Here is a 19,727-nt window from a genome sequence, read left to right as displayed (position 1 = left end):
GGCGGGAAATGTGATGGGATTGCTAAGAACCAAGAACTGCCTGAGTTGTCACTTCTGTGCTAAAAGAATGTGCACAGATGATGGACAGGAACATGTGTTTTCTTTGAGAGATAATGAACGAGCGGACGTAAGGGCTGCCAATTATGACTTCTTGTCCAAAGGGAACCTTTGGCTGGTTTGTGGTTTGGAACAATGGCAGGAAGGTGTGACTGGGGCACCACAACGCTCACAATTGGCTCATAAAAAGTGCCGTTACTTCTTTTCGTATAAAGATGCACGAGGCATGACTTTTTCTGTCGCAAGAGATGAGGCGGAAGCTAGAAGACAAGATGTCCAAAAAGTCTGGAACAAGGTGAGTGTTGCTGCCGCAATATTCTCTGCACTAGGTGCAATAATTTCAGCTTATTTTTCATACAAAAGCAAAGCAGGGTAGGAAGCCATGGCAAGCGTTGCCGCCATTATGCGCTATCCGGTCAAGGGGCTGAACGGGCAGGCGCTTGACAGCGTGAGCCTTCAGCCCGGTGAGGCCATTCCGGGCGACCGCGCCTTCGCTATCCGCCACGGTGAGACGGTCTTTGACCCCGCCGCCCCCGTCCATCTCTCTAAAACAAAATTCCTGGCGCTAATGACTCACGCCAAGCTCGCGGCCCTCAGGCCCAGCTTCGATGACACCGGTCGGCATATGACGCTCACACACGGCGGTGAGGTGGTCTATGCCGGATGGCTCGACCGCGCGGATGACGCAGCCCGGCTTGAAGCCTTCCTGATGGATTTCATTGGCGATGAAGCCAAGGGCGCGCTCAAACTGGTGACTGCTGCGGGCCATATGTTCTCGGACGTGCCGGAGAAATGCCTGTCCGTCCTTAACCTCGCCAGCGTCCGCGCTTTGTCAGATGAGGTTGGGGAGGAACTCGACCCGCTCCGCTTCCGCGCCAACATCCACCTCGAAGACCTGCCTGCCTGGGCCGAGCGGGAGTGGGAGGCAGGAAGCAGCTTCACCATTGGCGGCGTGCGCTTCTCGCTGATGAAGCCCATCGTCCGCTGCCACGCCACGAATGTGAACTTGGAAACCGCCGAATATGACCAGAACCTGCCCAAGACGCTGGCCAAGCGTTTCGGTGCTAACCTCATGGGCGTTTACGGCGTGGTGGAGACAGGCGGCACGATCCGCCCCGGGGATAGGCTTTCGTGGCCATGAGGGGGACCGGGACATCGTGGATATTTTTCCTCGGGCTCGCGATGCCCGCCCTGTTTCTCAGTGGTTGGCCAGTCGATCTATATTTCAAGAGTAGCAATGCAAATACTGCAGCAGTTGTTATTTCCTGGCTCTTGATAGGGCTGGCCATGGTGGTGTTTGCCAGAATGGTCCGCCAAGGCCTGTGGCGTGGTATCGCCATGACATTTGCAGTGCTTGGTGTTTTGGTGTCGCTCTTGATGGCGTTTCTGGGCTCGGCATTTTCGAATGCAGTCGGCCGCGATGTTGTTGCTTCCGTCAATCAGGGTGGATCGCACTTTCAATTGGTCAGGACCAACGCAGGGGCAACCACGGATTTTGGTTTGGTGTTGGAGAAAACACAGACTTTTTTCGGGGTTCTTGAAACACGCAAGAGGCTGTGGTCCAGGTATCATGTCTATCAGGGAAGCCTTAGCTTCTCGGGCAAGGATACGCTTGTCGTGACGGTCGACCCATATGGGCAGGAATACCCGGCGGATACCGTCAAAATAGAGTTGAGGTAGGGCATCAGCGGCTTGTCCGTTTCGCCCAGCTATCCTTGGTGATTTCCCATACGAGCGAGGGCCGCGTGCTGCCGTCGGGGCGGGTGCTTAGAACCTCGCCCCTGCGGGTGAAGCCCAGATGGTCGAGCAGCTTGGCAGTGCGGATATTGTCGAGCGCGGCGGTTTCACACAGAAGGTCGATTCCGAGCGTGTCGAACATCCAGCCGAACGCGATGGCCGCGCCTTTGAGGCCTCGGCCTTGGCTTTGCTGTGCCGGGTGCACCGCGCCGCTCATCTCCCCCGCCGCCCAGTCTGGCCATATCGTCAGGTCGCTATAGCCGGTGATGGTGCCGTCCGCGCAGAAGTTGAGGGCCAACAGCCCCTCGCCCTTTTCCTGTTCCGCCTGATGGTCACGGATGAAAGTCCGGACGGTTTCAGGCGTCAGGGGGCGGGGAAGCAGATAGATGGGCGCATGGACCGCGGGGTCCATCAGGAAGGCATGGAAGGCGTCGGCATCCTCGGGTGTGGCCAGTCGGGACTGGTCTTCAACAGTCGGCACACCGGTTGCGGTCCGCACGGCCTGCCTTATGGCTTCAGCCTTTTCAGCGGAAACCTCTGTTCGGGTAATCGGTATTTTGCTGTCGTTTGCCATGGTCCCCTTCCTGACAGTGTGTGAGATAGGGCGGGGACGGTCGAACTCAAACTTCCGGCATATGCTCCATCAGCCGCGGGCCGAGGCGGACCGGCTCGATGCGTTTGGCGAGGCCGGTCTTGTCGTCGGTTTCGACGAAGGTGCCGCACACGGTGGCTTCCCCGCTTGCCGGGGTATAGCGTTCCTTGTTCATGCGGGTGAGGAAGCGGTTGATTGGCTCGGTCTTATCCATGCCGATGACGCTGTTATAGTCGCCGCACATGCCCGCGTCCGTCTGGTAGGCGGTGCCCTTCGGCAGGATCTGGCAGTCCGCGGTCGGGATATGGCTGTGGGTGCCGACCACCAGGCTCACGCGGCCGTCCAGAAAGTGGCCCATCGCCATTTTCTCTGACGTGGCTTCACCGTGGAAGTCGACAAGGATGGCGCTGACCGGGCAGCCCATGCCCATGCGGTAGTTCTTGAGGATTTTGTCGACCGCACGGAATGGGCAGTCGAGTGCATTCATGAACACCCGGCCCATGGCGTTGATCACCAGCACCTTGCGGCCGCGCCCGGCGTCATAGATGCCGTAGCCGCGTCCTGGCGTGCCTTCCGGATAGTTGATCGGGCGGAGGATGCGGTTGTCCTCGCCGATGATGGTCAGGATTTCCTTCTGGTCGAACGTATGGTTGCCGCCGGAAATCACGTTGGCGCCCGCCTGGATGACAGCGCCCGAGATTTTGCTGTTTAGCCCGAAGCCTGATGCGGCGTTTTCGCCGTTCACCACCACGAAATCCAGCTTCAGCTTTTCCCGAAGGTCCGGCAGCGCGTCGATCGCCGCGGTGCGGCCCGAGCGGCCCATCAAATCGCCTAAGAATAAAAGTCGCATAAAATGCCTCTGTCGTATCGGGGCGGCTGCCAGAGGGGCGCCTGCCTGTTTTATTATTGGTTAGCTGTGGCCGTGCGCGCCTAACGTTTTGCGCGGCAGGACAACCCCGGTCTCGGTGATAACGCCCTGAAGTGGCCAGTCATGCTCGTCTCTCGGCATATGATCCACGAATTGGGCGCCGTACGCAAAGCCAAAAGCCTTCATTTCCGTATTTGCGGCCAGTGTGCGGTCGTAATAACCGCCGCCCCAGCCCAGGCGGTAACAGTCGGCATCGAACGCCAGCAGCGGCACGATGAGCGCCGCGGGCACCACTTCGGGCGCATCATCCGCGGGGGCCAGCGTGCCATGGTCCCCTTCAATAAGTGGGTCACCAAGCCCCCAGCGGCGGAAGGTCAACGGCGCGTGCTGCTTGGTAACGGCGGGCAGCGCAAGGCCATAGCCCGCGCGTTCCAGCGCCTGCATCAGGAAGCGGGGGTCCATCTCATCCCCCATCGGCCAATAGGCACCGATGACCGCATGTTTCTCGAAGCTGGACAGAAGCTTCATGCCGTGCGTGGCGGCGTCTTCCGCGGCCTTCAGCCCCAGCATGGCCTTGGCACCTGCCCGCAGGCGCTTGGCGCTCAGCCTCAGCTCATGCTTTTCATGTTTTGGGTCGGTCATGAAAGTCCTGATATAGCGAATGGCCAGTCTGGCCGGAAAAGGGTAGGGTGCGGGACCACCTCTGCCGCGTTGACGTCTGTCTCCTCCGATGCCTGATAAATCAGGTGGGCGCCGTAAATAGGCCAGACCACGGTCCGGCCCAGGGACAGCTCCCTCGGAGTATTTATGGCCCCGGGGATGACTGCATATCTTGCGCACAGCGCAGTACCCGCCCCCTCTATTTACGCTTTGCCGCGCTTTATGCAAGAGGGGCGAGGATAAGCTTGCTGATTTTAGGCTTAAAGACCCCGCAGGAATCCGAGCAGGGCAGGCGCATCCGCGAACGTCATGGCACCAGCTTCCGCGACCCGTTGCATGATCCGGGCCCGGGACGGACGGAAGGCCGGGTCTATATCGTACAGGCGGAACAAACCGCTGGGTGCGGCATCGACAAATTCCCATTTCAGCGGCATGTCGCGGTCGCAAAAGGCGTAAGCGGCCTGCCAGACATTGCCGGTCCAGAAACGGGTTTTCTGGCTCGGGGTGGTGATGGCAAGCGAGATCGGCAGGACGTCATGTACCAGGATTTCCCCGCCCGGCTTCAGGACGGAGAGGGCATGGTAGATGTCTTTTGCGGTTTGCCGGGCTTCGTGCAAGCCGTCGAGGAAGATGAGATCGAAGAAGCCGGTATAGCGTTCCGTATGCTCGAAGAAAAAATCATCGCTCAGTTGGGCATAAAGCTCCGGGGCGCTCGGCAGCGGCACCTTGATATCGAAGGCAGGGTCGACACCGACAGCCTTGCAGCCAGGACGGGCAAGCTTCAGTGCATCACCCCAGCGGACGCCCACTTCCAGGTAGGCGCCTACCTTCCCACTATCGTGGCGGGCTCGCAAATAGTCCTGATATTGAAGATCCGGGAATTCGCGCGCGGCCAATTCATCATGGATTTTCATGAGAGCACTGGCAACATCGGGGCTTTTGGGCTGCGCCAGCAGCATGGCTTCGAAAGAGCGAAGTTCCGTCGTTTCAGCGGTTTTCAGGTTGATCGAATGTTGCGCCACGGTGTGCCTCAGGCGTTCGCGAGCCGATCCGCAATGCCTTCGACTTCCATGGCGACTTCATTGAGCACGGAAGCGAGGTCTTCTTCACTGAGCGCGCTCAGAAGGCCGGGGCCGCCATCCTTCTCCAAAGCATCGTGAAGTTCGTCGGCAATCAGTACCGCGGCCATCAAAAGAAGCCGGCTTTCCGCGACATGGCCGAGCTTGCCGCTCAGGTCCTTGGTCTTGGCGTCCACGTAAGAGGCGAGCTTGTGAAGGCGTTCCTCTTCCCCGGTCGCGCAGGCGAGCGGGTAGGTCTTGCCGTTCACCGAAACTGTAATCTGCGCCATCTTCAGGCCTCCACAATCATGTTTTCAAGCTCGGCGATGGCATCGTCAAGCTCGGCGCGGATGCTGTCCCGCTCGGATTTCAGTGCCGCAACTTCCTGCTTGAGGCGGGCGTTTTCGGCAGCTAGGTCAGCGTCGCCGCCTGCGCTGGTGGCAGGCGCGTTTTCCGCCAGCTCCAGCTCATCCTGGAGGCTGGCATACTGGCGCTTGAGAAGCTGGTAATTCTGCTCCAGCGCTGCTTTTTCCTCGAGGGCAGCCTGCAGGCGTGCATCGGCATCCCCCGATGAGGGTGCGGCAAGCGACAAAGTGGCGACCTGCTCATGCAGTTTCAGGTTCTCGCCTTCAAGGCGGGCGATGCGGTCCCCGAGGGCGCGTTTTTCCTCAGCCATCTCATGGGCGGCGCTCATTGCCTCCCGCGAGGTGGCAACGCCTTGGGCAAGGCGTGAAAGCGCGGCTTCGAGTCGCGTCCGGGCGGCTTCCAGTACCTGGTTATTACGTGTGTCGGTCATTCTTGCGTTATCCCCCGCCGCGCCCGGCAATGTGGCCAGCGCTTATGGACCGGAACAGCCTTACGGGCCTGATATCAGGCCGTTATTCCGGCGTCTTGCCCTTGAAGATAGGGGTTCTCGCCTGTGCCCGTCAATCACCGGTATGTTCCATATGGCGATAAACTTGGGCGGAGGGGGCATTAAAACCCCTTCAAAGGTTGACTAGAGTGGCCTTCCCGGCCATTTTGGCGCAAATTTTTTGAGCCGCCACGCCCATGGGCCCCAATTAAGAAAAAGTAAGATGCACGATACGGAAATCAGCCAAGAAGATACCCTCCACAACAACATGGCCAATGCGATCCGCGCCCTGTCGATGGATGCGATCCAGAAAGCCAATTCTGGCCACCCCGGGATGCCGATGGGCATGGCCGATGTGGCGACGGTTCTTTTCTCGAAATTCCTGCGTTTCGACCCCAAGTGGCCGACCTGGCCGAACCGCGACCGGTTCGTGCTGTCGGCAGGTCATGGCTCGATGCTTCTTTACTCGCTCCTCTATCTCACGGGCTATGAACACCCGACCCTTGAGGACATCAAGAATTTCCGCCAGCTGCACAGCCCGACCGCCGGTCACCCGGAATTCGGTGAATGCCCCGGCGTTGAAACCACCACGGGCCCCTTGGGTCAGGGTGTCGCCACCTCGGTCGGCATGGCGATTGCCGAGCGTCTTTCGAATGCTGAATATGGCGCTGACATCACCGATCACTTCACCTATGTGATCGCCGGTGACGGCTGCCTGATGGAAGGCGTGAGCCAGGAAGCGATTTCGCTGGCTGGCCACCTGAAGCTGTCGAAGATGATCCTCCTGTGGGACGACAACTCGATCTCGATCGATGGGTCGACCGATCTTTCGACCAGCGAAGACATGGCCGCGCGCTTTGAAGCTGCGGGCTGGCACGTTCAGGCCGTTGACGGCCACGACCCTGAAGCCATCGAAGTTGCCCTTGGTCTTGCGCAGGAAAGCGACCAGCCGTCGATGATTGCCTGCCGCACCACCATCGGCTACGGCGCCCCCAACAAGCAGGGCACGTCCGCGACGCACGGCTCGCCGCTTGGGGATGCTGAAATCGCCGCCGCGCGTGAATTCCTCGGCTGGCCTTACGCGCCGTTTGAAGTTCCGGCTGAAATCATGGATGCCTGGCGCGCTGTTGGTGCCAAGGGTGCCAGCCTGACGGCAGAGTGGAAGAAGAAATACGAAGGCCTCGATGACTTCGTGAAAGAAGACCTGCAGCGCCGCCTCAATAAGGACCTGCCCAAGGGCTTCGACGCCGCCATCAACGACTATAAAGCCAAGCTGGTAGCTGAGCCCGTCAAGGTCGCGACCCGCAAGGCCAGCCAGATGGCGCTTGAAGTCATCAACGGTGTTGTCCCGGAAACCATCGGCGGTTCCGCCGACCTGACCGGGTCGAACCTCACCAAGACCAGCCAGACCGACGGCATCACGCCGGACGATTTCACCGGCCGTTACATGTATTACGGTATCCGTGAGTTCGAAATGGCCGCGGCCATGAACGGGATGGCGCTTTATAACCAGCATATCCCGTATGGCGGCACCTTCCTGGTGTTCACGGACTATGCCCGCCCGGCGATCCGCCTCGCGGCGCTGATGAAACAGCGTGTGGTCTATGTCATGACCCACGACAGCATCGGCCTCGGTGAAGACGGCCCGACCCACCAGCCGATCGAGCATCTGGCAAGCCTTCGCGCGATGCCGAACGTCAATGTCTTCCGTCCGTGTGATGCGGTCGAGACCGCTGAATGCTGGCAGCTGGCCATGGAATCCAAGGGCACGCCGAGCGTTCTGTCGCTCACCCGCCAGGGCCTTGCGCAGCAGCGCCTGACCCACAGCCAAGAAAACCTCTGCGCCAAGGGCGGCTATGTACTCCATGAGGCCACTGGCGGTGCGCCGAAGGCCGTGATCATCGCGACTGGTTCCGAGGTTGAGATCGCCGCTGACGCCCGCGCCCAGCTTGAAGCAGCTGGCATCCCGACCCGCGTGGTTTCCATGCCGTGCACCGAGCTCTTCGACGCACAGGACGCAGCCTACAAGGCCTCCGTTCTTCCGGCTGACGCCTTCAAGGTGTCGATCGAAGCGGCCTGCACCTTCGGCTGGCAGCGTTACACCGGCCTCGATGGTGTGAATATCGGTATTGACCGTTTCGGCGCATCGGCGCCTGCGGAAGCGCTTTATGAGTATTTCGGCATTACGTCAGCTGCCGTTGTTGCAGCCGTTCGTGAGAAGTTTTAAACCAAGGCAAACTCTTAATCTCTAATGCCCTATTGACTGTGGAGGACCCCCGATGACTGTTCGTGTTTCCATCAACGGTTTTGGCCGTATCGGCCGGAACGTGCTGCGTGCCATCTATGAAAGCGGCCGTACCGACATCAAGGTTGTTGCCATCAACGACCTCGGCGATGTCGAAATGAACGCTTACCTTCTGCGCCGCGACAGCGTCCATGGTCCGTTCCATGGCGAGGTTTCTGTAGACGGTGACTTTATGGTCGTCAACGGCGACCGCATCCGCGTCACCGCGATCCGCAACCCGGAAGAGCTGCCGTGGGCCGAAGAGAAAATCGACGTAGCGATGGAATGCACCGGCATCTTCACCGCGCGCGACAAGGCTGCCATGCACCTGACCGCGGGTGCCAAGAAAGTCCTGATCTCCGCACCGGGCGACAATGCCGACAAGACCATTGTTTTCGGCGTTAACCACAGTGCCCTGACCGCGGACGACAAGATCGTCTCCAACGCGTCCTGCACCACCAACTGCCTGTCGCCGGTTGCCAAGGTCCTCAACGACCTCGTCGGTATCGAGCGCGGTTACATGACCACGGTTCACTCCTACACCGGTGACCAACCGGTTCTGGATACGCTTCACAAGGACCCGCGCCGCGCCCGCGCCGCAGCCCTTTCGATGATCCCGACCTCGACCGGTGCCGCCAAAGCCGTTGGCCTGGTGCTGCCGGAGCTGGCTGGCAAGCTGGACGGTTCGGCCGTTCGCGTGCCGACCCCGAACGTTTCCATGGTTGACCTGAAGTTTGATGCCGGCCGTGCCACCACCGCGGACGAAATCAACGCTGCCATCAAGGCTGCTTCCGAAGGCGCGCTCAAGGGTGTTCTGGGTTACGAAGACATGCCGGCGGTTTCGATCGACTTCAACCACAACCCGAACAGCTCGACCTTCGATGCCAGCCAGACCAAGGTTATCGACGGCAAGTTCGTTCGCATCCTGACCTGGTACGACAACGAGTGGGGCTTCTCCAACCGTATGTCCGACACCGCAGTTGCGATGGCGAAACTGGGCTAAGCCCGGGGCTGCACAGACTTTATATAGGGCGGTCTATCGGGCCGCCCTTTTCTGTATTGGGAGCATTGTATCATGGCTTTTAAACATATTGCTGACCTTGGCGACCTTACCGGCAAAATCGCCGTTGTTCGGGTCGACCTCAATGTGCCGATGGTGGACGGCGTCGTAACCGACGACACGCGCCTTGAAGCCGTCAAACCCACCGTGGATGCGATCGCCGCCAAGGGTGGCCGCTCGGTCCTCCTTGCGCACTTCGGCCGCCCCAAGGGGCAGGTGGTGCCGGAAATGTCGCTGAAGCCGGTCGTGCCCGCGCTTGCCAAAGTGCTGGGTCGCGAAGTCGGCTTCGCGGAGCTCGGTGACACCCTGCCGGACACGGACGTGGTGGTGATGGAAAACACCCGTTTCTTCCCGGGTGAGGAAAAGAACGATGTCGAGCTTGCGAAACGCTTCGCAGCCCTTGGCGACATTTACGTGAACGACGCCTTCTCCTGCGCACACCGGGCGCATGCCTCCACCGAAGCCATCGCGCACCTGATGCCGTCGGTCGCAGGCGAAACCATGGGTGCCGAGCTGGAAGCGCTCGAAAAAGCCCTCGGCGCGCCGGTCCGTCCGGTCGTCGCGGTGGTGGGCGGCGCCAAGGTCTCCACCAAGCTGGACGTCCTCCACAACCTCGTCGCCAAGGTCGATCACCTGATCATCGGCGGCGGCATGGCCAACACCTTCCTTTACGCGGAAGGCATCGATGTCGGTGCCAGCCTCTGCGAGAAGGACCTCAAGGACACCGCGCTCAAGATCATCGAGGAAGCCAAGGCCGCGGGCTGCAAGGTCCATATCCCGAGCGACGTGGTCGTCGCGAAGGAATTCAAGGCCAATGCCGCCCATGAGGTGAAGCCCGCGACCGCAGTCGCCGCGGATGAGATGATCCTCGACGCCGGGCCCAAGTCGGTTGCCGAACTGATCGGCGTGCTCGAGGGCGCCAAGACGCTGGTATGGAACGGCCCGCTGGGTGCGTTTGAACTGACGCCCTTCGATGCCGCGACCGTCGCGCTCGCCAAAGCCGCGGGCAAGCTCACGGACGAGGGCAAGCTCCTCAGCGTCGCCGGTGGCGGCGATACGGTGGCGGCGCTCGCCCACGCCGGTGTGAAGGACAGTTTCACCCATATCTCCACCGCAGGCGGTGCCTTCCTCGAATGGATGGAAGGCAAGGCGCTTCCAGGCGTGGTCGCGCTCGGCTGAGGCAGCCTTCTAAATGATTAAGTAAGCGATGTATCGCTGGATGCGCCGCTTACTTTCCGTGCCTGAAAATAGACCGGAACGTCGAACGATATCTTATTCGTGTGCTCAGAGCTGGCCTTTCCGCCCGCTTCGGCAACTGACCAGATGTTAATACTGCCTCCCCCTTCTTTGCTAACAGTGACGGCAACCTCAAACGATACCATTTGAGGGGACATCACTTTCTTACCCTCAACGCGGCCAGGGGCAATCCAAGAAGGTGATGCTGCTTGGGCCGACGAGACACCATTAGTGATGTCTAATAGTGTCTGCTTAACAAACTCTTCGAGTTTCATAAGGTCATCTCACTATGCGATGGGTTCACTTAATTAGATGGTGAACCATAGCATAGTGGTTTGAGCGGCGAGCTACAAAGCAAGAAGACCATCCCTCATCGGCATGAAGGTCTATCATTGACGTTCAGCAGCAGATCAGTATGTCCCTCTATGGGGGCCTTTTTATGACGGTTTTTCCCATTTCAAAATGACAGCGCTGACAATGGCAGAAATGCCTAAAAGGCGCAGAAAATAAGGGAAAAAGGCGTGTTTTTGTGTCGATACGGCGTTGCGCCAAGGGCCCAGTTTATGTATTAAGAACCCGCCTTGTAACCATTCATAAAAAACAAGTTACTTCCTTTAGGGGGCCCCACATGAAAGTCACCAAAACCGTTAAGAAGATTCTCGCCAATTACGAGAGCGACAATCCCGGCACCAAAGCCAACCTCGCGCGCATCCTCTGCACCGGCAAACTGGCCGGCACCGGCAAGATGGTCATCCTGCCCGTGGACCAGGGTTTCGAACACGGCCCGGCGCGCTCGTTCGCCGTCAACCCGGCGGCCTATGACCCGCACTATCATTACCAGCTCGCCATCGACGCAGGCCTCAACGCCTATGCTTCGACCCTCGGTATGCTGGAAGCTGGTGCCGACACGTTCGCCGGTCAGATCCCGACGATCCTGAAAATCAACAGCTCCAACAGCTGGGCCACCACCAAGGACCAGTCTATCAACGCTTCGGTTGACGATGCCATCCGCCTCGGCTGCTCGGCCGTCGGCTTCACGGTTTACCCGTGCTCCGACCATGCGCTGGACCTGTTTGAAGAGTTCCAGATGATCGCCGAAGAAGCCAAAGCCAAGGGCCTGGCCGTTGTTCTGTGGTCCTACCCGCGCGGTGGCGAGCTTTCGAAAGAAGGCGAAACCGCCCTTGATGTTTGCGCATACTCCGCGCATCTGGCTGCCGAACTTGGCGCTCACATTATCAAGGTCAAGCTGCCGACCGCGCACCTTGAGCAGCCGGAAGCCAAGAAGGTTTATGAAGAGACCGGTGTCGATATCTCGACCCAGGCCGCCCGTGTTGCCCATGTCATGCAGTCTTCGTTTGCTGGCCGCCGTCTCGTCGTCTTTTCGGGCGGTGCCACCAAGGGCAAGGACAGCATCTATGATGACGCCCGCGCGATCCGCGACGGTGGTGGTAACGGCTCGATCATCGGCCGCAACACCTTCCAGCGCCCGCGCGAGGAAGCGCTTGCGATGCTCGACCAGATCATCGACATCTACAAAGGCAAAGCCTAAGGCTTTTGGGCCTGGCCTTGGTGCCGGGCCGCTTTAAACTTTGTTTCGCCCCTTCCCTGTGGCATACGCGGGGGAGGGGTTTCATTATCTAGACGGACTTAAGAAAACCATGGCCGAAAACGATTGCCAGCTATACCTGATCACACCGGACAAAATCGACGACGTGACTGCGTTCGCCAAGCTTCTCGATGAGACGCTCGCAGCAGGCGAGGTGGCCTGCGTCCAGCTGCGCCTGAAGGACGTGAGCGACGAGGACTTCATCGCGGCGGCCGAGGCGCTGAAGCCGGTGTGTGAAAAGCACGAAGTGGCTTTTCTGATCAATGACCGCGCCGATATCGCTGCTGCGGTGGATGCGGACGGTGTGCACCTGGGCCAGGACGACATGGACGTGCCCGAAGCGCGGACCCTGCTGGGACACAACAAGGATATCGGTGTGACCTGCCATGACAGCATGGACCTGGCTTTTTCCGCGGGTGAACAGGGCGCCAACTATGTTGCCTTCGGGGCTTTCTTCCCGACAGAAACCAAGCTGACCGAACACCGGCCGGAAAAGGATATCCTGACCGTGTGGGATGAAGTGACCGAGCTGCCCTGTGTGGCCATCGGCGGCATCACACCGGAAAACTGCAAGGAACTGGCAGACGCGGGCGCGCATTTCGTCGCCGCCTGTTCGTCGGTCTGGAACCATCACGAAGGGCCTGCTGCAGCGGTTAAGGCCTTCAACAAGGCACTGAAGGGCTGATCTTTCTGCCAGCGCAGACATGAAAAAGGCCGGGATCATCCCGGCCTTTTCGCGTTTGTGGGTTTAGGCGTCAGTATTTGAGGCCGAACAGGCGGTCGAGGCTGACCTTGCCAGCACCTTTAAGCGCGAAGCTGAAGGCCATCACCGCCCACAGGATCGGATATTCAAAGCCGCCTTCCGGCCAGAAGAAACCGTTGCCGAAATGCACGGTCGACGCCACCAGCAGCATCACGGTGATGGCAATCGAAGCCGAGCGGGTAAAGAGCCCGAGCGCGAGCAGGCCACCCGCGAAAAACTCCACCGACCCGGCACCGAGCGCAGCCAGATAGCCGTTCGAGAAACCAAGCTGGTCGTGGAAGAACTGCCCGGTGGCGTCCAGTCCGTAGCCGCCGAACAGGCCGAACAGCTTCTGGGCACCGTGCGGCATCAGGAAGGCGCCGGTCACGACCCGGGCCATGGTTTCGCCGACATCCGAGAAGCGGCCGAGGATGCCCTCAAGCGTCGGCAGGCCGAACGGGCCTGTGGTCGTGGTGATGTCAGTGGTTTGCGTTGCGTGCGTCATGTCTTGTCTCCTTGCATGTGGCCGGGCTCCATACGGCCCCTGCGCTTGAGACAAAGATGCGTTTCGTTCATGCGAAAATAAATCGCTTAGTTTGCCACTTTGTGTTCGCAATATTGCAACACATGAAGTGGGGTCCCCTCTGGAGAGAAAGGGACCCCTTAAGGCTGGTGCGAATGACGCAGAAACGTGTGAGGTGGTTCTAGCGAACGAGCCGCAGCTTGGCCGCCTGGTGGTAATAAGCCTCGGACAGGTCGGCTGAGCCGTCCGCAGCGACATGAACTTTGTCCCGCATGACCTGGCGCACGACCAGGATGATATCGCCTTCTATATCCGGCAGTTTGACCTGGGCGTGGAATTCAGGTGCATCCGAGGCCGCGCTGGTGCAGCCGACCGTCGGGCTGCAGGGTGCGGACGCCTGCAAAAGCACATTCTTGTGCGGGATCGGCGTTTTCAGGCTGGCGATGTCATAGACCGGGAACACATCTTCGCCTTCCATGTCACGCGTGTAGGAAACCACAATCTCCCCCGGATGCACCTTATAGACCTTGAGCCGGAGATCGATGGTGGACCCGGCCTTGACCACAGTGGGCTTGGCGCTCGCCGCATCGACACCAGGCGCACCGAAAGGAGCGGCTTTGAGGGCAGTGTCATGGAGACCATGGCCGCTCATGAGCGGTTTGGGGGTGATCAGGTCAATATGAGCCATGGCCGGGAGGCTTATGAGCATCAGCCCGGGCAGGACGGCGAGAAAGCGTTTTTTCATCGAGGATAGACCTTTGCGGTTTGGGTGAAGTATCGCGAGGCTAGGGGCCGCAGCACGCACCGTCCAATCACGCAGCTACACGTATATGTGGTACGCCCGTGATGACCGTTTGGGCCGTGCCCCCTTACATGCCGCTATCCTTCAGGAAGTGTCCGACTTTCTCCCGGAGTGCTGCGCTCGGTGCCAGCATATCCTCGGTTTTCCAAAGCACTCGAATGGCGGAGGCGATCACGTTGACATTCTGGTCCAGAAGCCCGGCGACATTCTTGGCGACATTCTCCATGGCCTCGCTCCCCTGGTGGATGACGTTGGATATCTCCTGGGTGGCGACGCTTTGCTGCTCGGCCGCGTGCCGGGTTTCCTGCGTGGTTTCATTGAGGGTTCGGATCACTTCGACGATACGGCCGATGTCTTCACTTGATCTCGTGACCTCGGTCCGGATTTCGTTGATGGCCTGCGCAATACGGGCGGTCGAATCACTGGTTTGTTTGGCAAGCGCCTTCACTTCATTGGCGACGACCGAGAAACCGCGTCCGGCCTCCCCTGCGCGTGCTGCTTCGATCGTGGCATTGAGCGCCAGCATATTGGTTTTGCCTGCGATATCGTCGATGAGCTTGACGATGCCGCCGATTTCCTTGGCGGCCTGTTCAAGCCGTCCCACACGGTCATTCAGCGTGTCAGCCTGGTTGGTGGCGTCTCCGGCGATCTCCTCAGAGCGGCGGATCGAGTCCCGGAGTTCACCAACCGAAGACGTCAGTTCTTCGGTCGCGGCGGAGACCGAGTTGAACAGGTCCTGGGTCTGTTGTGTATGCTCCGTGATGGCCAGGGTGCGGTTGGCGCCGTTGCCGGTATGGTTCACCATCTTTTCGGCTTCGGTCTTCATTTCCACGCTGCCGTCCTGAACAATCGCAGTTACGTCCCGTACATCGCGGGCCATAAGCACATTCTCAGTGCTGATCGACCAGTTCAGCATGGGGGCGATATAGCTGCCGTGTCTGTCCCGGATCGCGGCGACATTCAGGTCCAGATATTCGTCCCCCAGCCGGATGACGGCGTGGTGGGGCAGGTTGTCGGGGTTTGACAGGATGCGGCGCGGGCCTTCGGGGTGTTTGTGGAAGATGTCGATGCATTGGCCTTCCATCTCGTCCACCTTCACCGGGAGCAGATGTTCCACCCGCTTCAGCGTGCTTTTGCTGGTCTCATTGATGAAGGTCAGCTTAAGCGTCTCGGGGTCCGCGAGCATGGTGTTGAGTGGCATGGTCTGCACCATTTGCTGCAGCATCTCGCGCTTGGTGACAATGGCCCAACAGACGCTGAGCATGTCGCTGTCTGCGCCGACGGTATCCACTGTCAGTTCAATGAATTCGGTACCGATCCGGAAGATCGTCGAATGCGGCAGGTTGCTATCGTCCGCGAGCAGGCGCCGCTGGTGGGCCGGGTTCTTGTGAAACGTATCGATGTTGGTCCCCACCAGATTGTCCGGGTCGACATGATCGGGCAGCCAGGGCTTCAGCTCTCGCACGATCTCCACGCTTTTGCGGTTGGCGTAGGCGATGGCGAAAGTGCGCCGGTCGCACAGCATCACGGCGGCTGGCAGGCTGTTGAGAACCGCCGGGGCAACGCTGGCGATTTCGGGTAAAGGCTGGGGCCGTTCCCCGGTCATTGGCAGTTCCCCGGTCAGGGGCTGGTGGTACAGGGAGGTTGAGCTATGCGCGGATGTCGTAGAATCCATGGGGAGACCTTTCTCATGTCACAAAGGGAGGGGCCGGATGGGGCAACCCAGCCTCTTGTTTTGCCTGAGGGTCCTGAACGCGTTACGGGAAAATATATACCAGTGGTGGCATTATATACAAGAAGGATTGACTGGCCTGGCGTCACGACCGCGTGAAGGAATGCCGGGAGGCGGAATGTGGCTGTCCCGCTTGTGACTAAGGAGAAAAGCACGCACGGAAGATTGCATAGCTGGGGCAAATCTGTTACACGCGCCCAAACTTTGTTCTTTGACACTCATGCGATCTAAAGAGGTGTTCTATGAAGATCGACGGCAACTCTATCCGTCCGGGTAACGTAATTGAGCATCAGGGCCGTTTGTGGCGTGCGACCAAAATCGCCCACACCCAGCCTGGTAAAGGCGGCGCCTACCTGCAGGTGGAACTGAAAGACCTGGTCTCAGGCACCAAACTGAATGAGCGTTTCCGCTCGAGCGAGAAAGTCGAACGCGTTACCCTGGAGCAGAAGGACTATCAGTTCCTCTATGCCGAAGGCGACATGTTCACCTTCATGGACGAAGAAACCTACGAGCAGATTTCCATCTCCGCGGAAGACATCGGCGACGACGCCGTGTTCCTTCAGGATGGCATGAAGGTCACCATCGAGTTTCATGGCGATACCCCGCTTGGCGTGGCGCTGCCGGAAAAAGTGACCTTAGAGGTCACCGAAACCGAGCCGGTGATCAAGGGCCAGACCGCATCGGGTTCCTACAAGCCTGCGATCCTTGAGAACGGTCTCCGCATCATGGTGCCGCCGTTCGTCAACGTCGGCGACCGTATCATCGTCAACACCGGTGAACGCGAATATTCGAGCCGCGCGGATTAATCTCCGCGCTGCGCCTTACGTTTTTCATTGTTTTGAGTAACCCCATTTCCCCAGGAGAAAGCCGATGGCTCGCCGTTCACCGCTCATCAACGTGATGGTTTCTGCCGTGATGAAAGCCAGCCGCAACCTGCGCCGCGATTTTGGCGAAGTCGAACAGCTTCAGGTCTCGAAAAAAGGCCCGGCTGACTTTGTCACCATCGCTGACAAGCGCGCTGAAAAGCTGCTGTTTGAAGAACTGCACCGGGCCCGCCCGGACTTCGGCTTCCTGATGGAGGAGCATGGCGAGGTGAAGGGCAAGCGCGATGACGTGCGCTTCATCATCGATCCGCTCGACGGCACCACCAACTTCCTGCACGGCCTGCCGCACTTCGCCATTACCGTGGCGGTTGAGGAGCATGGTGAGATCACGGCCGGTGTCACCTACGCCCCGATCATGGATGAGCTGTTCTGGGCCGAAAAAGGCCAGGGCGCTTACCTCAATGACTCGCGCCTGCGCGTCTCCGGCCGGGACAAGATGGAAGCTGCGCTTCTGGCCACCGGTATCCCGTTCAAGGGCCGTGAAGGCCATGATGTCTTCATGGCGGAAATGGCCGAATTCATGCCGTCGGTTGCCGGCATCCGCCGTTTCGGCTCGGCCGCCCTCGACCTCGCCTATGTCGCTGCCGGTCGTTATGACGGCTTCTGGGAAAGCGGCCTCCAGCCGTGGGATATCGCCGCGGGCATCCTGATGGTGCGTGAAGCTGGCGGGTATGTGACCGACATCACCGGCGGTACCGACATCCTGAAGCGGGGCGACCTTATTGCCGCCAACGACCGGCTGCACGCTCCGATGGAACGTGTCATCAAGCGCGCCCGCCGCAAGCAGAGCTAAGCCCCGGGCTTCGTCCAGATTTCAAAAGGCCACCTGGTTCGGGTGGCCTTTTGTTTTGGAGCATGTCCATGTCGGCGCTTGCCATAAAGGGTGCATTTGGGCAGGATCCCGCCTGATGACGTTCGGGTGGGGACTCTTCCTGCCCGCAGCATGGTTCTAGGAGGAAATATGGAGAATCTGGTCGAACGGCATGAGGTCGTTCAGGCGTTCCTGGATTTTTTTGAGGCACCAAATTATTTGGAAATTGGTGTTTTCAAAGGCCTGACCTTCCGTGAAATCTCAGCAGCCCGCAAGGTGGCGGTCGACCCGGTGTTCGAGTTCGATTACGAGGCCGCAGCTGCGGAACATGCCAATGAGATCTATCATCAGGTCCCGAGCGATGAGTATTTCGGTAGTATCCGCAAGCCCGGCGATATTTTCGACGTGGTCTATATTGACGGCCTGCATACGGCGGAACAAACCACCCGCGACCTGGTCAACGCGCTTCTCTGTACCCATGAACGCTCCATCATCATCGTCGACGATGTCCGGCCGTCGTCCTATGCGGCCTCGCTCAAATCCATCCCCCGGTGGAAGAAGGTCAGGAAGGCGTCTGAGCCGCACAGCAGCGGAGGCTGGATGGGTGATGTTTACCGTGTCGTGCAGTTTGTCGAGACCTTCGTGCAGGGGCTGAGCTATTCAATTGTCGAAAACAACCATGGCCAACTGGTTGCCTGGCGCAAACCCCGCAAGGCGGTTGCCGACCAGACCCTGGTGAATGTCGGCCGGGCGCCGTATGAAGCCATCTTCCTGAACCCGGCGCACCAGAACCGTATGCCGCTTGAAGGCATACGCCAGCAGGTCGCCAGGGATATTTTTGGCGCCGAGTAAGCTCGGCTGATAGCTCAGAATTCGGTGATGACGGTGACGCCGGGGTCCGTGGCCGTATCCATGGTGGTAAGCGCTTCGGCTGCCTGTTCGAGGCTGATGGTGCGGCCGATCAGGCGTTCGGGCTTCAAGGAGCCCGCCTCGATCATCGCCAGCATGGCATCGTAGCGGTGCGCCTGCATCCCGTGGCTGCCCAGAATTTCCAGCTCGTCGGCCAACACCCGGCTCATCGGTATCTTGGCATCCTTATAGTCATCCACCATCAGGCCGACCTGTACGTGGCGCCCGCGTTTCCGCAGGCAGCTGACGGAGTTGTAGCAGGTGGCCGGGTGGCCGAGCGCGTCGATGGACAGATGCGCACCGCCGTGCGTGGCTGCGCGGATCGCCGCCGGGACATCGTCTGTCTCCGCCGCATTGACGGTGACGAGGGCCCCCAGCGTGCGCGCGAGCGCGAGCTTCTCCTCGGAAATATCCACCGCCACAACCTGGGCGCCTTGCGCCTGGGCGATCATGATGGCCGACAGACCGACGCCGCCTGCGCCGTGCACCGCCACCCATTCGCCCGCCTTGGCGCGACCCTGGTCGACCACCGCCCGGAAGGAGGTGACGAACCGGCAGCCCAGGCTGGCGGCCGTGGTGAAATCCATGCTGTCCGGCAGGCGGACGAGGTTGAGGTCAGCTTGATGCAGGGACACATATTCCGCGAACGACCCCCAATGGGTAAAGCCCGGCTGGAACTGATGGTCGCAGACCTGCTGGTGTCCGGCGTGGCACTGCGGGCAGTGGCCGCAGCCCGCGACGAACGGCATGGTCACCCGGTCACCCACCCGCCAGCACGTCACATCGCGGCCGACCGCGGCAACGGTGCCCGCCAGTTCATGGCCCGGCACGTGGGGCAGGGTGATGTCCGGGTCATGGCCCTTCCAGCCGTGCCAGTCGCTCCGGCAGACGCCTGTCGCCATAACCTGCACCACGACGCCGTGCGGTTCCGGCGTTGGGTCCGGCACGGTCGTCAGGTGCGGTGGCTTTGAGAAGGCCTCATACAGGACGGCTTTCATGGTGGCTTGTCTCCTCATACACGAACGGCTTTTCTGTACCATAAGCCGGTCTGGCGATTCCTCATCAACATTTTTGAATGGGGGTTATGCAGGCTTGGGTGTTGCGAATACACGCGCGGGGAGTCCACAGTGAAGGGGCAGTGGAAAGGGCTTCCCTGGCAGCAGCGAAGGTCATTTAAACGGCCTCCCTATTTTCCCAAATGTCCGAAAGGTTCTGGCGATCCTGGACACAGCAGGCGCGCCCTTCCGCTGCACCTTCAGCCTCACGGCCCCTCATTTCGTCTAAATAATGATACCCCCAGCCTTTTTCCCTGA

Annotated in this window: 22 protein-coding genes and 1 other RNA gene; 11 read left to right on the top strand and 12 right to left on the bottom strand. The window is 59.7% G+C overall.

What is annotated here, in order from left to right; translation table 11 throughout:
* Nucleotides 1–10 precede the first annotated feature (10 nt).
* The 3 genes from K6118_RS02500 to K6118_RS02490 are packed head-to-tail and all read left to right on the top strand — an operon-like array spanning nucleotide 11 to nucleotide 1,737.
* Nucleotides 11–433, top strand: coding sequence for a hypothetical protein (locus tag K6118_RS02500; protein WP_247118634.1), 423 nt, complete (start codon nucleotides 11–13; stop codon nucleotides 431–433).
* A gap of 6 nt (nucleotides 434–439) precedes the next feature.
* The gene (locus tag K6118_RS02495) at nucleotides 440–1,198 is read left to right on the top strand and encodes an MOSC domain-containing protein (RefSeq protein WP_247118633.1); all 759 of its coding nucleotides are present in this window, start codon (nucleotides 440–442) and stop codon (nucleotides 1,196–1,198) included.
* 41 nt (nucleotides 1,199–1,239) lie between these two features.
* Nucleotides 1,240–1,737: a hypothetical protein gene (locus tag K6118_RS02490; RefSeq protein ID WP_247118632.1), complete on the top strand. Its 498-nt coding sequence runs from the start codon at nucleotides 1,240–1,242 to the stop codon at nucleotides 1,735–1,737.
* A gap of 4 nt (nucleotides 1,738–1,741) precedes the next feature.
* Here the strand turns inward: K6118_RS02490 and K6118_RS02485 are convergent, their stop codons facing one another.
* The 7 genes from K6118_RS02485 to K6118_RS02455 all read right to left on the bottom strand — a co-directional run bounded on the left by K6118_RS02485 (nucleotide 1,742) and on the right by K6118_RS02455 (nucleotide 5,768).
* The gene (locus tag K6118_RS02485; RefSeq protein ID WP_247118631.1) at nucleotides 1,742–2,368 is read right to left on the bottom strand and encodes a GNAT family N-acetyltransferase; all 627 of its coding nucleotides are present in this window, start codon (nucleotides 2,366–2,368) and stop codon (nucleotides 1,742–1,744) included.
* 46 nt (nucleotides 2,369–2,414) lie between these two features.
* Nucleotides 2,415–3,236, bottom strand: a complete 822-nt coding sequence (locus K6118_RS02480; RefSeq protein WP_247118630.1) for a TIGR00282 family metallophosphoesterase — start codon at nucleotides 3,234–3,236, stop codon at nucleotides 2,415–2,417.
* Nucleotides 3,237–3,296: 60 nt separating this feature from the next.
* Entirely contained in the window at nucleotides 3,297–3,896 is a 600-nt protein-coding gene (locus K6118_RS02475) for a 5-formyltetrahydrofolate cyclo-ligase (RefSeq protein ID WP_247118629.1), read from the bottom strand.
* A 48-nt stretch (nucleotides 3,897–3,944) separates the two neighbouring features.
* A non-coding RNA gene (gene ssrS, locus K6118_RS02470) (6S RNA) lies at nucleotides 3,945–4,107 on the bottom strand.
* 67 nt (nucleotides 4,108–4,174) lie between these two features.
* Complete coding sequence (locus K6118_RS02465) at nucleotides 4,175–4,936, bottom strand: class I SAM-dependent methyltransferase (RefSeq protein ID WP_247118628.1); 762 nt, start codon at nucleotides 4,934–4,936, stop codon at nucleotides 4,175–4,177.
* 8 nt (nucleotides 4,937–4,944) lie between these two features.
* Nucleotides 4,945–5,262 carry a cell division protein ZapA gene (locus K6118_RS02460; RefSeq protein WP_247118627.1) on the bottom strand — a complete coding sequence of 106 codons (318 nt, stop codon included), beginning with the start codon at nucleotides 5,260–5,262 and terminating at the stop codon, nucleotides 4,945–4,947.
* Nucleotides 5,263–5,264: 2 nt separating this feature from the next.
* On the bottom strand, nucleotides 5,265–5,768 hold the full coding sequence (locus K6118_RS02455; RefSeq protein ID WP_247118626.1) for a hypothetical protein: 504 nt from the start codon (nucleotides 5,766–5,768) through the stop codon (nucleotides 5,265–5,267).
* A gap of 280 nt (nucleotides 5,769–6,048) precedes the next feature.
* On the opposite strand from K6118_RS02455, the gene tkt reads away from it, so the two are divergent.
* From tkt to K6118_RS02440, 3 genes are all read left to right on the top strand, one after another.
* Nucleotides 6,049–8,052 carry a transketolase gene (gene tkt, locus K6118_RS02450; protein ID WP_247118625.1) on the top strand — a complete coding sequence of 668 codons (2,004 nt, stop codon included), beginning with the start codon at nucleotides 6,049–6,051 and terminating at the stop codon, nucleotides 8,050–8,052.
* A gap of 52 nt (nucleotides 8,053–8,104) precedes the next feature.
* Entirely contained in the window at nucleotides 8,105–9,112 is a 1,008-nt protein-coding gene (gene gap, locus K6118_RS02445) for a type I glyceraldehyde-3-phosphate dehydrogenase (protein WP_247118624.1), read from the top strand.
* 72 nt (nucleotides 9,113–9,184) lie between these two features.
* On the top strand, nucleotides 9,185–10,348 hold the full coding sequence (locus tag K6118_RS02440; RefSeq protein WP_247118623.1) for a phosphoglycerate kinase: 1,164 nt from the start codon (nucleotides 9,185–9,187) through the stop codon (nucleotides 10,346–10,348).
* A 17-nt stretch (nucleotides 10,349–10,365) separates the two neighbouring features.
* Here the strand turns inward: K6118_RS02440 and K6118_RS02435 are convergent, their stop codons facing one another.
* Nucleotides 10,366–10,680, bottom strand: a complete 315-nt coding sequence (locus tag K6118_RS02435) for a trypco2 family protein (RefSeq protein WP_247118622.1) — start codon at nucleotides 10,678–10,680, stop codon at nucleotides 10,366–10,368.
* A 353-nt stretch (nucleotides 10,681–11,033) separates the two neighbouring features.
* On the opposite strand from K6118_RS02435, the gene K6118_RS02430 reads away from it, so the two are divergent.
* Together K6118_RS02430 and thiE are read left to right on the top strand one after the other, a co-directional pair.
* On the top strand, nucleotides 11,034–11,954 hold the full coding sequence (locus K6118_RS02430) for a class I fructose-bisphosphate aldolase (RefSeq protein WP_247118621.1): 921 nt from the start codon (nucleotides 11,034–11,036) through the stop codon (nucleotides 11,952–11,954).
* 109 nt (nucleotides 11,955–12,063) lie between these two features.
* On the top strand, nucleotides 12,064–12,696 hold the full coding sequence (gene thiE, locus K6118_RS02425) for a thiamine phosphate synthase (RefSeq protein WP_247118620.1): 633 nt from the start codon (nucleotides 12,064–12,066) through the stop codon (nucleotides 12,694–12,696).
* A 70-nt stretch (nucleotides 12,697–12,766) separates the two neighbouring features.
* Here thiE and K6118_RS02420 read toward each other — a convergent pair whose 3' ends face one another.
* From K6118_RS02420 to K6118_RS02410, 3 genes are all read right to left on the bottom strand, one after another.
* Nucleotides 12,767–13,258: a DoxX family protein gene (locus K6118_RS02420; protein ID WP_247118619.1), complete on the bottom strand. Its 492-nt coding sequence runs from the start codon at nucleotides 13,256–13,258 to the stop codon at nucleotides 12,767–12,769.
* Nucleotides 13,259–13,457: 199 nt separating this feature from the next.
* Nucleotides 13,458–14,021: a hypothetical protein gene (locus K6118_RS02415; protein WP_247118618.1), complete on the bottom strand. Its 564-nt coding sequence runs from the start codon at nucleotides 14,019–14,021 to the stop codon at nucleotides 13,458–13,460.
* 124 nt (nucleotides 14,022–14,145) lie between these two features.
* A complete protein-coding gene (locus tag K6118_RS02410; RefSeq protein WP_247118617.1) occupies nucleotides 14,146–15,684 on the bottom strand; it encodes a methyl-accepting chemotaxis protein in 1,539 nt (512 codons plus the stop codon).
* A gap of 368 nt (nucleotides 15,685–16,052) precedes the next feature.
* On the opposite strand from K6118_RS02410, the gene efp reads away from it, so the two are divergent.
* From efp to K6118_RS02395, 3 genes are all read left to right on the top strand, one after another.
* Complete coding sequence (gene efp / locus K6118_RS02405) at nucleotides 16,053–16,616, top strand: elongation factor P (protein WP_247118616.1); 564 nt, start codon at nucleotides 16,053–16,055, stop codon at nucleotides 16,614–16,616.
* A gap of 64 nt (nucleotides 16,617–16,680) precedes the next feature.
* Nucleotides 16,681–17,487: an inositol monophosphatase family protein gene (locus K6118_RS02400; protein WP_247118615.1), complete on the top strand. Its 807-nt coding sequence runs from the start codon at nucleotides 16,681–16,683 to the stop codon at nucleotides 17,485–17,487.
* 168 nt (nucleotides 17,488–17,655) lie between these two features.
* Nucleotides 17,656–18,357, top strand: a complete 702-nt coding sequence (locus K6118_RS02395; protein ID WP_247118614.1) for a class I SAM-dependent methyltransferase — start codon at nucleotides 17,656–17,658, stop codon at nucleotides 18,355–18,357.
* Nucleotides 18,358–18,371: 14 nt separating this feature from the next.
* Here K6118_RS02395 and K6118_RS02390 read toward each other — a convergent pair whose 3' ends face one another.
* Nucleotides 18,372–19,412 carry a zinc-dependent alcohol dehydrogenase family protein gene (locus K6118_RS02390; RefSeq protein WP_247118613.1) on the bottom strand — a complete coding sequence of 347 codons (1,041 nt, stop codon included), beginning with the start codon at nucleotides 19,410–19,412 and terminating at the stop codon, nucleotides 18,372–18,374.
* Nucleotides 19,413–19,727 lie beyond the last annotated feature (315 nt).

Origin of the sequence: Kordiimonas marina (assembly GCF_023006325.1) — a bacterium.
GTDB lineage: Bacteria > Pseudomonadota > Alphaproteobacteria > Sphingomonadales > Kordiimonadaceae > Kordiimonas > Kordiimonas marina.
The sequence above is the reverse complement of the archived record's forward strand: the minus strand, read 5'-3'. Positions and strand labels throughout refer to the sequence as shown.

Bases quoted from the DNA above. Each gene is read 5' to 3' on its own strand.
- K6118_RS02495 (WP_247118633.1), top strand. From the start codon at position 440: ATGGCAAGCGTTGCCGCCATTATGCGCTATCCGGTCAAGGGGCTGAAC.
- K6118_RS02490 (WP_247118632.1), top strand. From the start codon at position 1,240: ATGCCCGCCCTGTTTCTCAGTGGTTGGCCAGTCGATCTATATTTCAAG.
- K6118_RS02485 (WP_247118631.1), bottom strand. From the start codon at position 2,368: ATGGCAAACGACAGCAAAATACCGATTACCCGAACAGAGGTTTCCGCT.
- K6118_RS02480 (WP_247118630.1), bottom strand. From the start codon at position 3,236: ATGCGACTTTTATTCTTAGGCGATTTGATGGGCCGCTCGGGCCGCACC.
- K6118_RS02475 (WP_247118629.1), bottom strand. From the start codon at position 3,896: ATGACCGACCCAAAACATGAAAAGCATGAGCTGAGGCTGAGCGCCAAG.
- K6118_RS02460 (WP_247118627.1), bottom strand. From the start codon at position 5,262: ATGGCGCAGATTACAGTTTCGGTGAACGGCAAGACCTACCCGCTCGCC.
- K6118_RS02455 (WP_247118626.1), bottom strand. From the start codon at position 5,768: ATGACCGACACACGTAATAACCAGGTACTGGAAGCCGCCCGGACGCGA.
- tkt (WP_247118625.1), top strand. From the start codon at position 6,049: ATGCACGATACGGAAATCAGCCAAGAAGATACCCTCCACAACAACATG.
- gap (WP_247118624.1), top strand. From the start codon at position 8,105: ATGACTGTTCGTGTTTCCATCAACGGTTTTGGCCGTATCGGCCGGAAC.
- K6118_RS02440 (WP_247118623.1), top strand. From the start codon at position 9,185: ATGGCTTTTAAACATATTGCTGACCTTGGCGACCTTACCGGCAAAATC.
- K6118_RS02435 (WP_247118622.1), bottom strand. From the start codon at position 10,680: ATGAAACTCGAAGAGTTTGTTAAGCAGACACTATTAGACATCACTAAT.
- K6118_RS02430 (WP_247118621.1), top strand. From the start codon at position 11,034: ATGAAAGTCACCAAAACCGTTAAGAAGATTCTCGCCAATTACGAGAGC.
- thiE (WP_247118620.1), top strand. From the start codon at position 12,064: ATGGCCGAAAACGATTGCCAGCTATACCTGATCACACCGGACAAAATC.
- K6118_RS02420 (WP_247118619.1), bottom strand. From the start codon at position 13,258: ATGACGCACGCAACGCAAACCACTGACATCACCACGACCACAGGCCCG.
- K6118_RS02415 (WP_247118618.1), bottom strand. From the start codon at position 14,021: ATGAAAAAACGCTTTCTCGCCGTCCTGCCCGGGCTGATGCTCATAAGC.
- K6118_RS02410 (WP_247118617.1), bottom strand. From the start codon at position 15,684: ATGACCGGGGAACGGCCCCAGCCTTTACCCGAAATCGCCAGCGTTGCC.
- efp (WP_247118616.1), top strand. From the start codon at position 16,053: ATGAAGATCGACGGCAACTCTATCCGTCCGGGTAACGTAATTGAGCAT.
- K6118_RS02400 (WP_247118615.1), top strand. From the start codon at position 16,681: ATGGCTCGCCGTTCACCGCTCATCAACGTGATGGTTTCTGCCGTGATG.
- K6118_RS02395 (WP_247118614.1), top strand. From the start codon at position 17,656: ATGGAGAATCTGGTCGAACGGCATGAGGTCGTTCAGGCGTTCCTGGAT.
- K6118_RS02390 (WP_247118613.1), bottom strand. From the start codon at position 19,412: ATGAAAGCCGTCCTGTATGAGGCCTTCTCAAAGCCACCGCACCTGACG.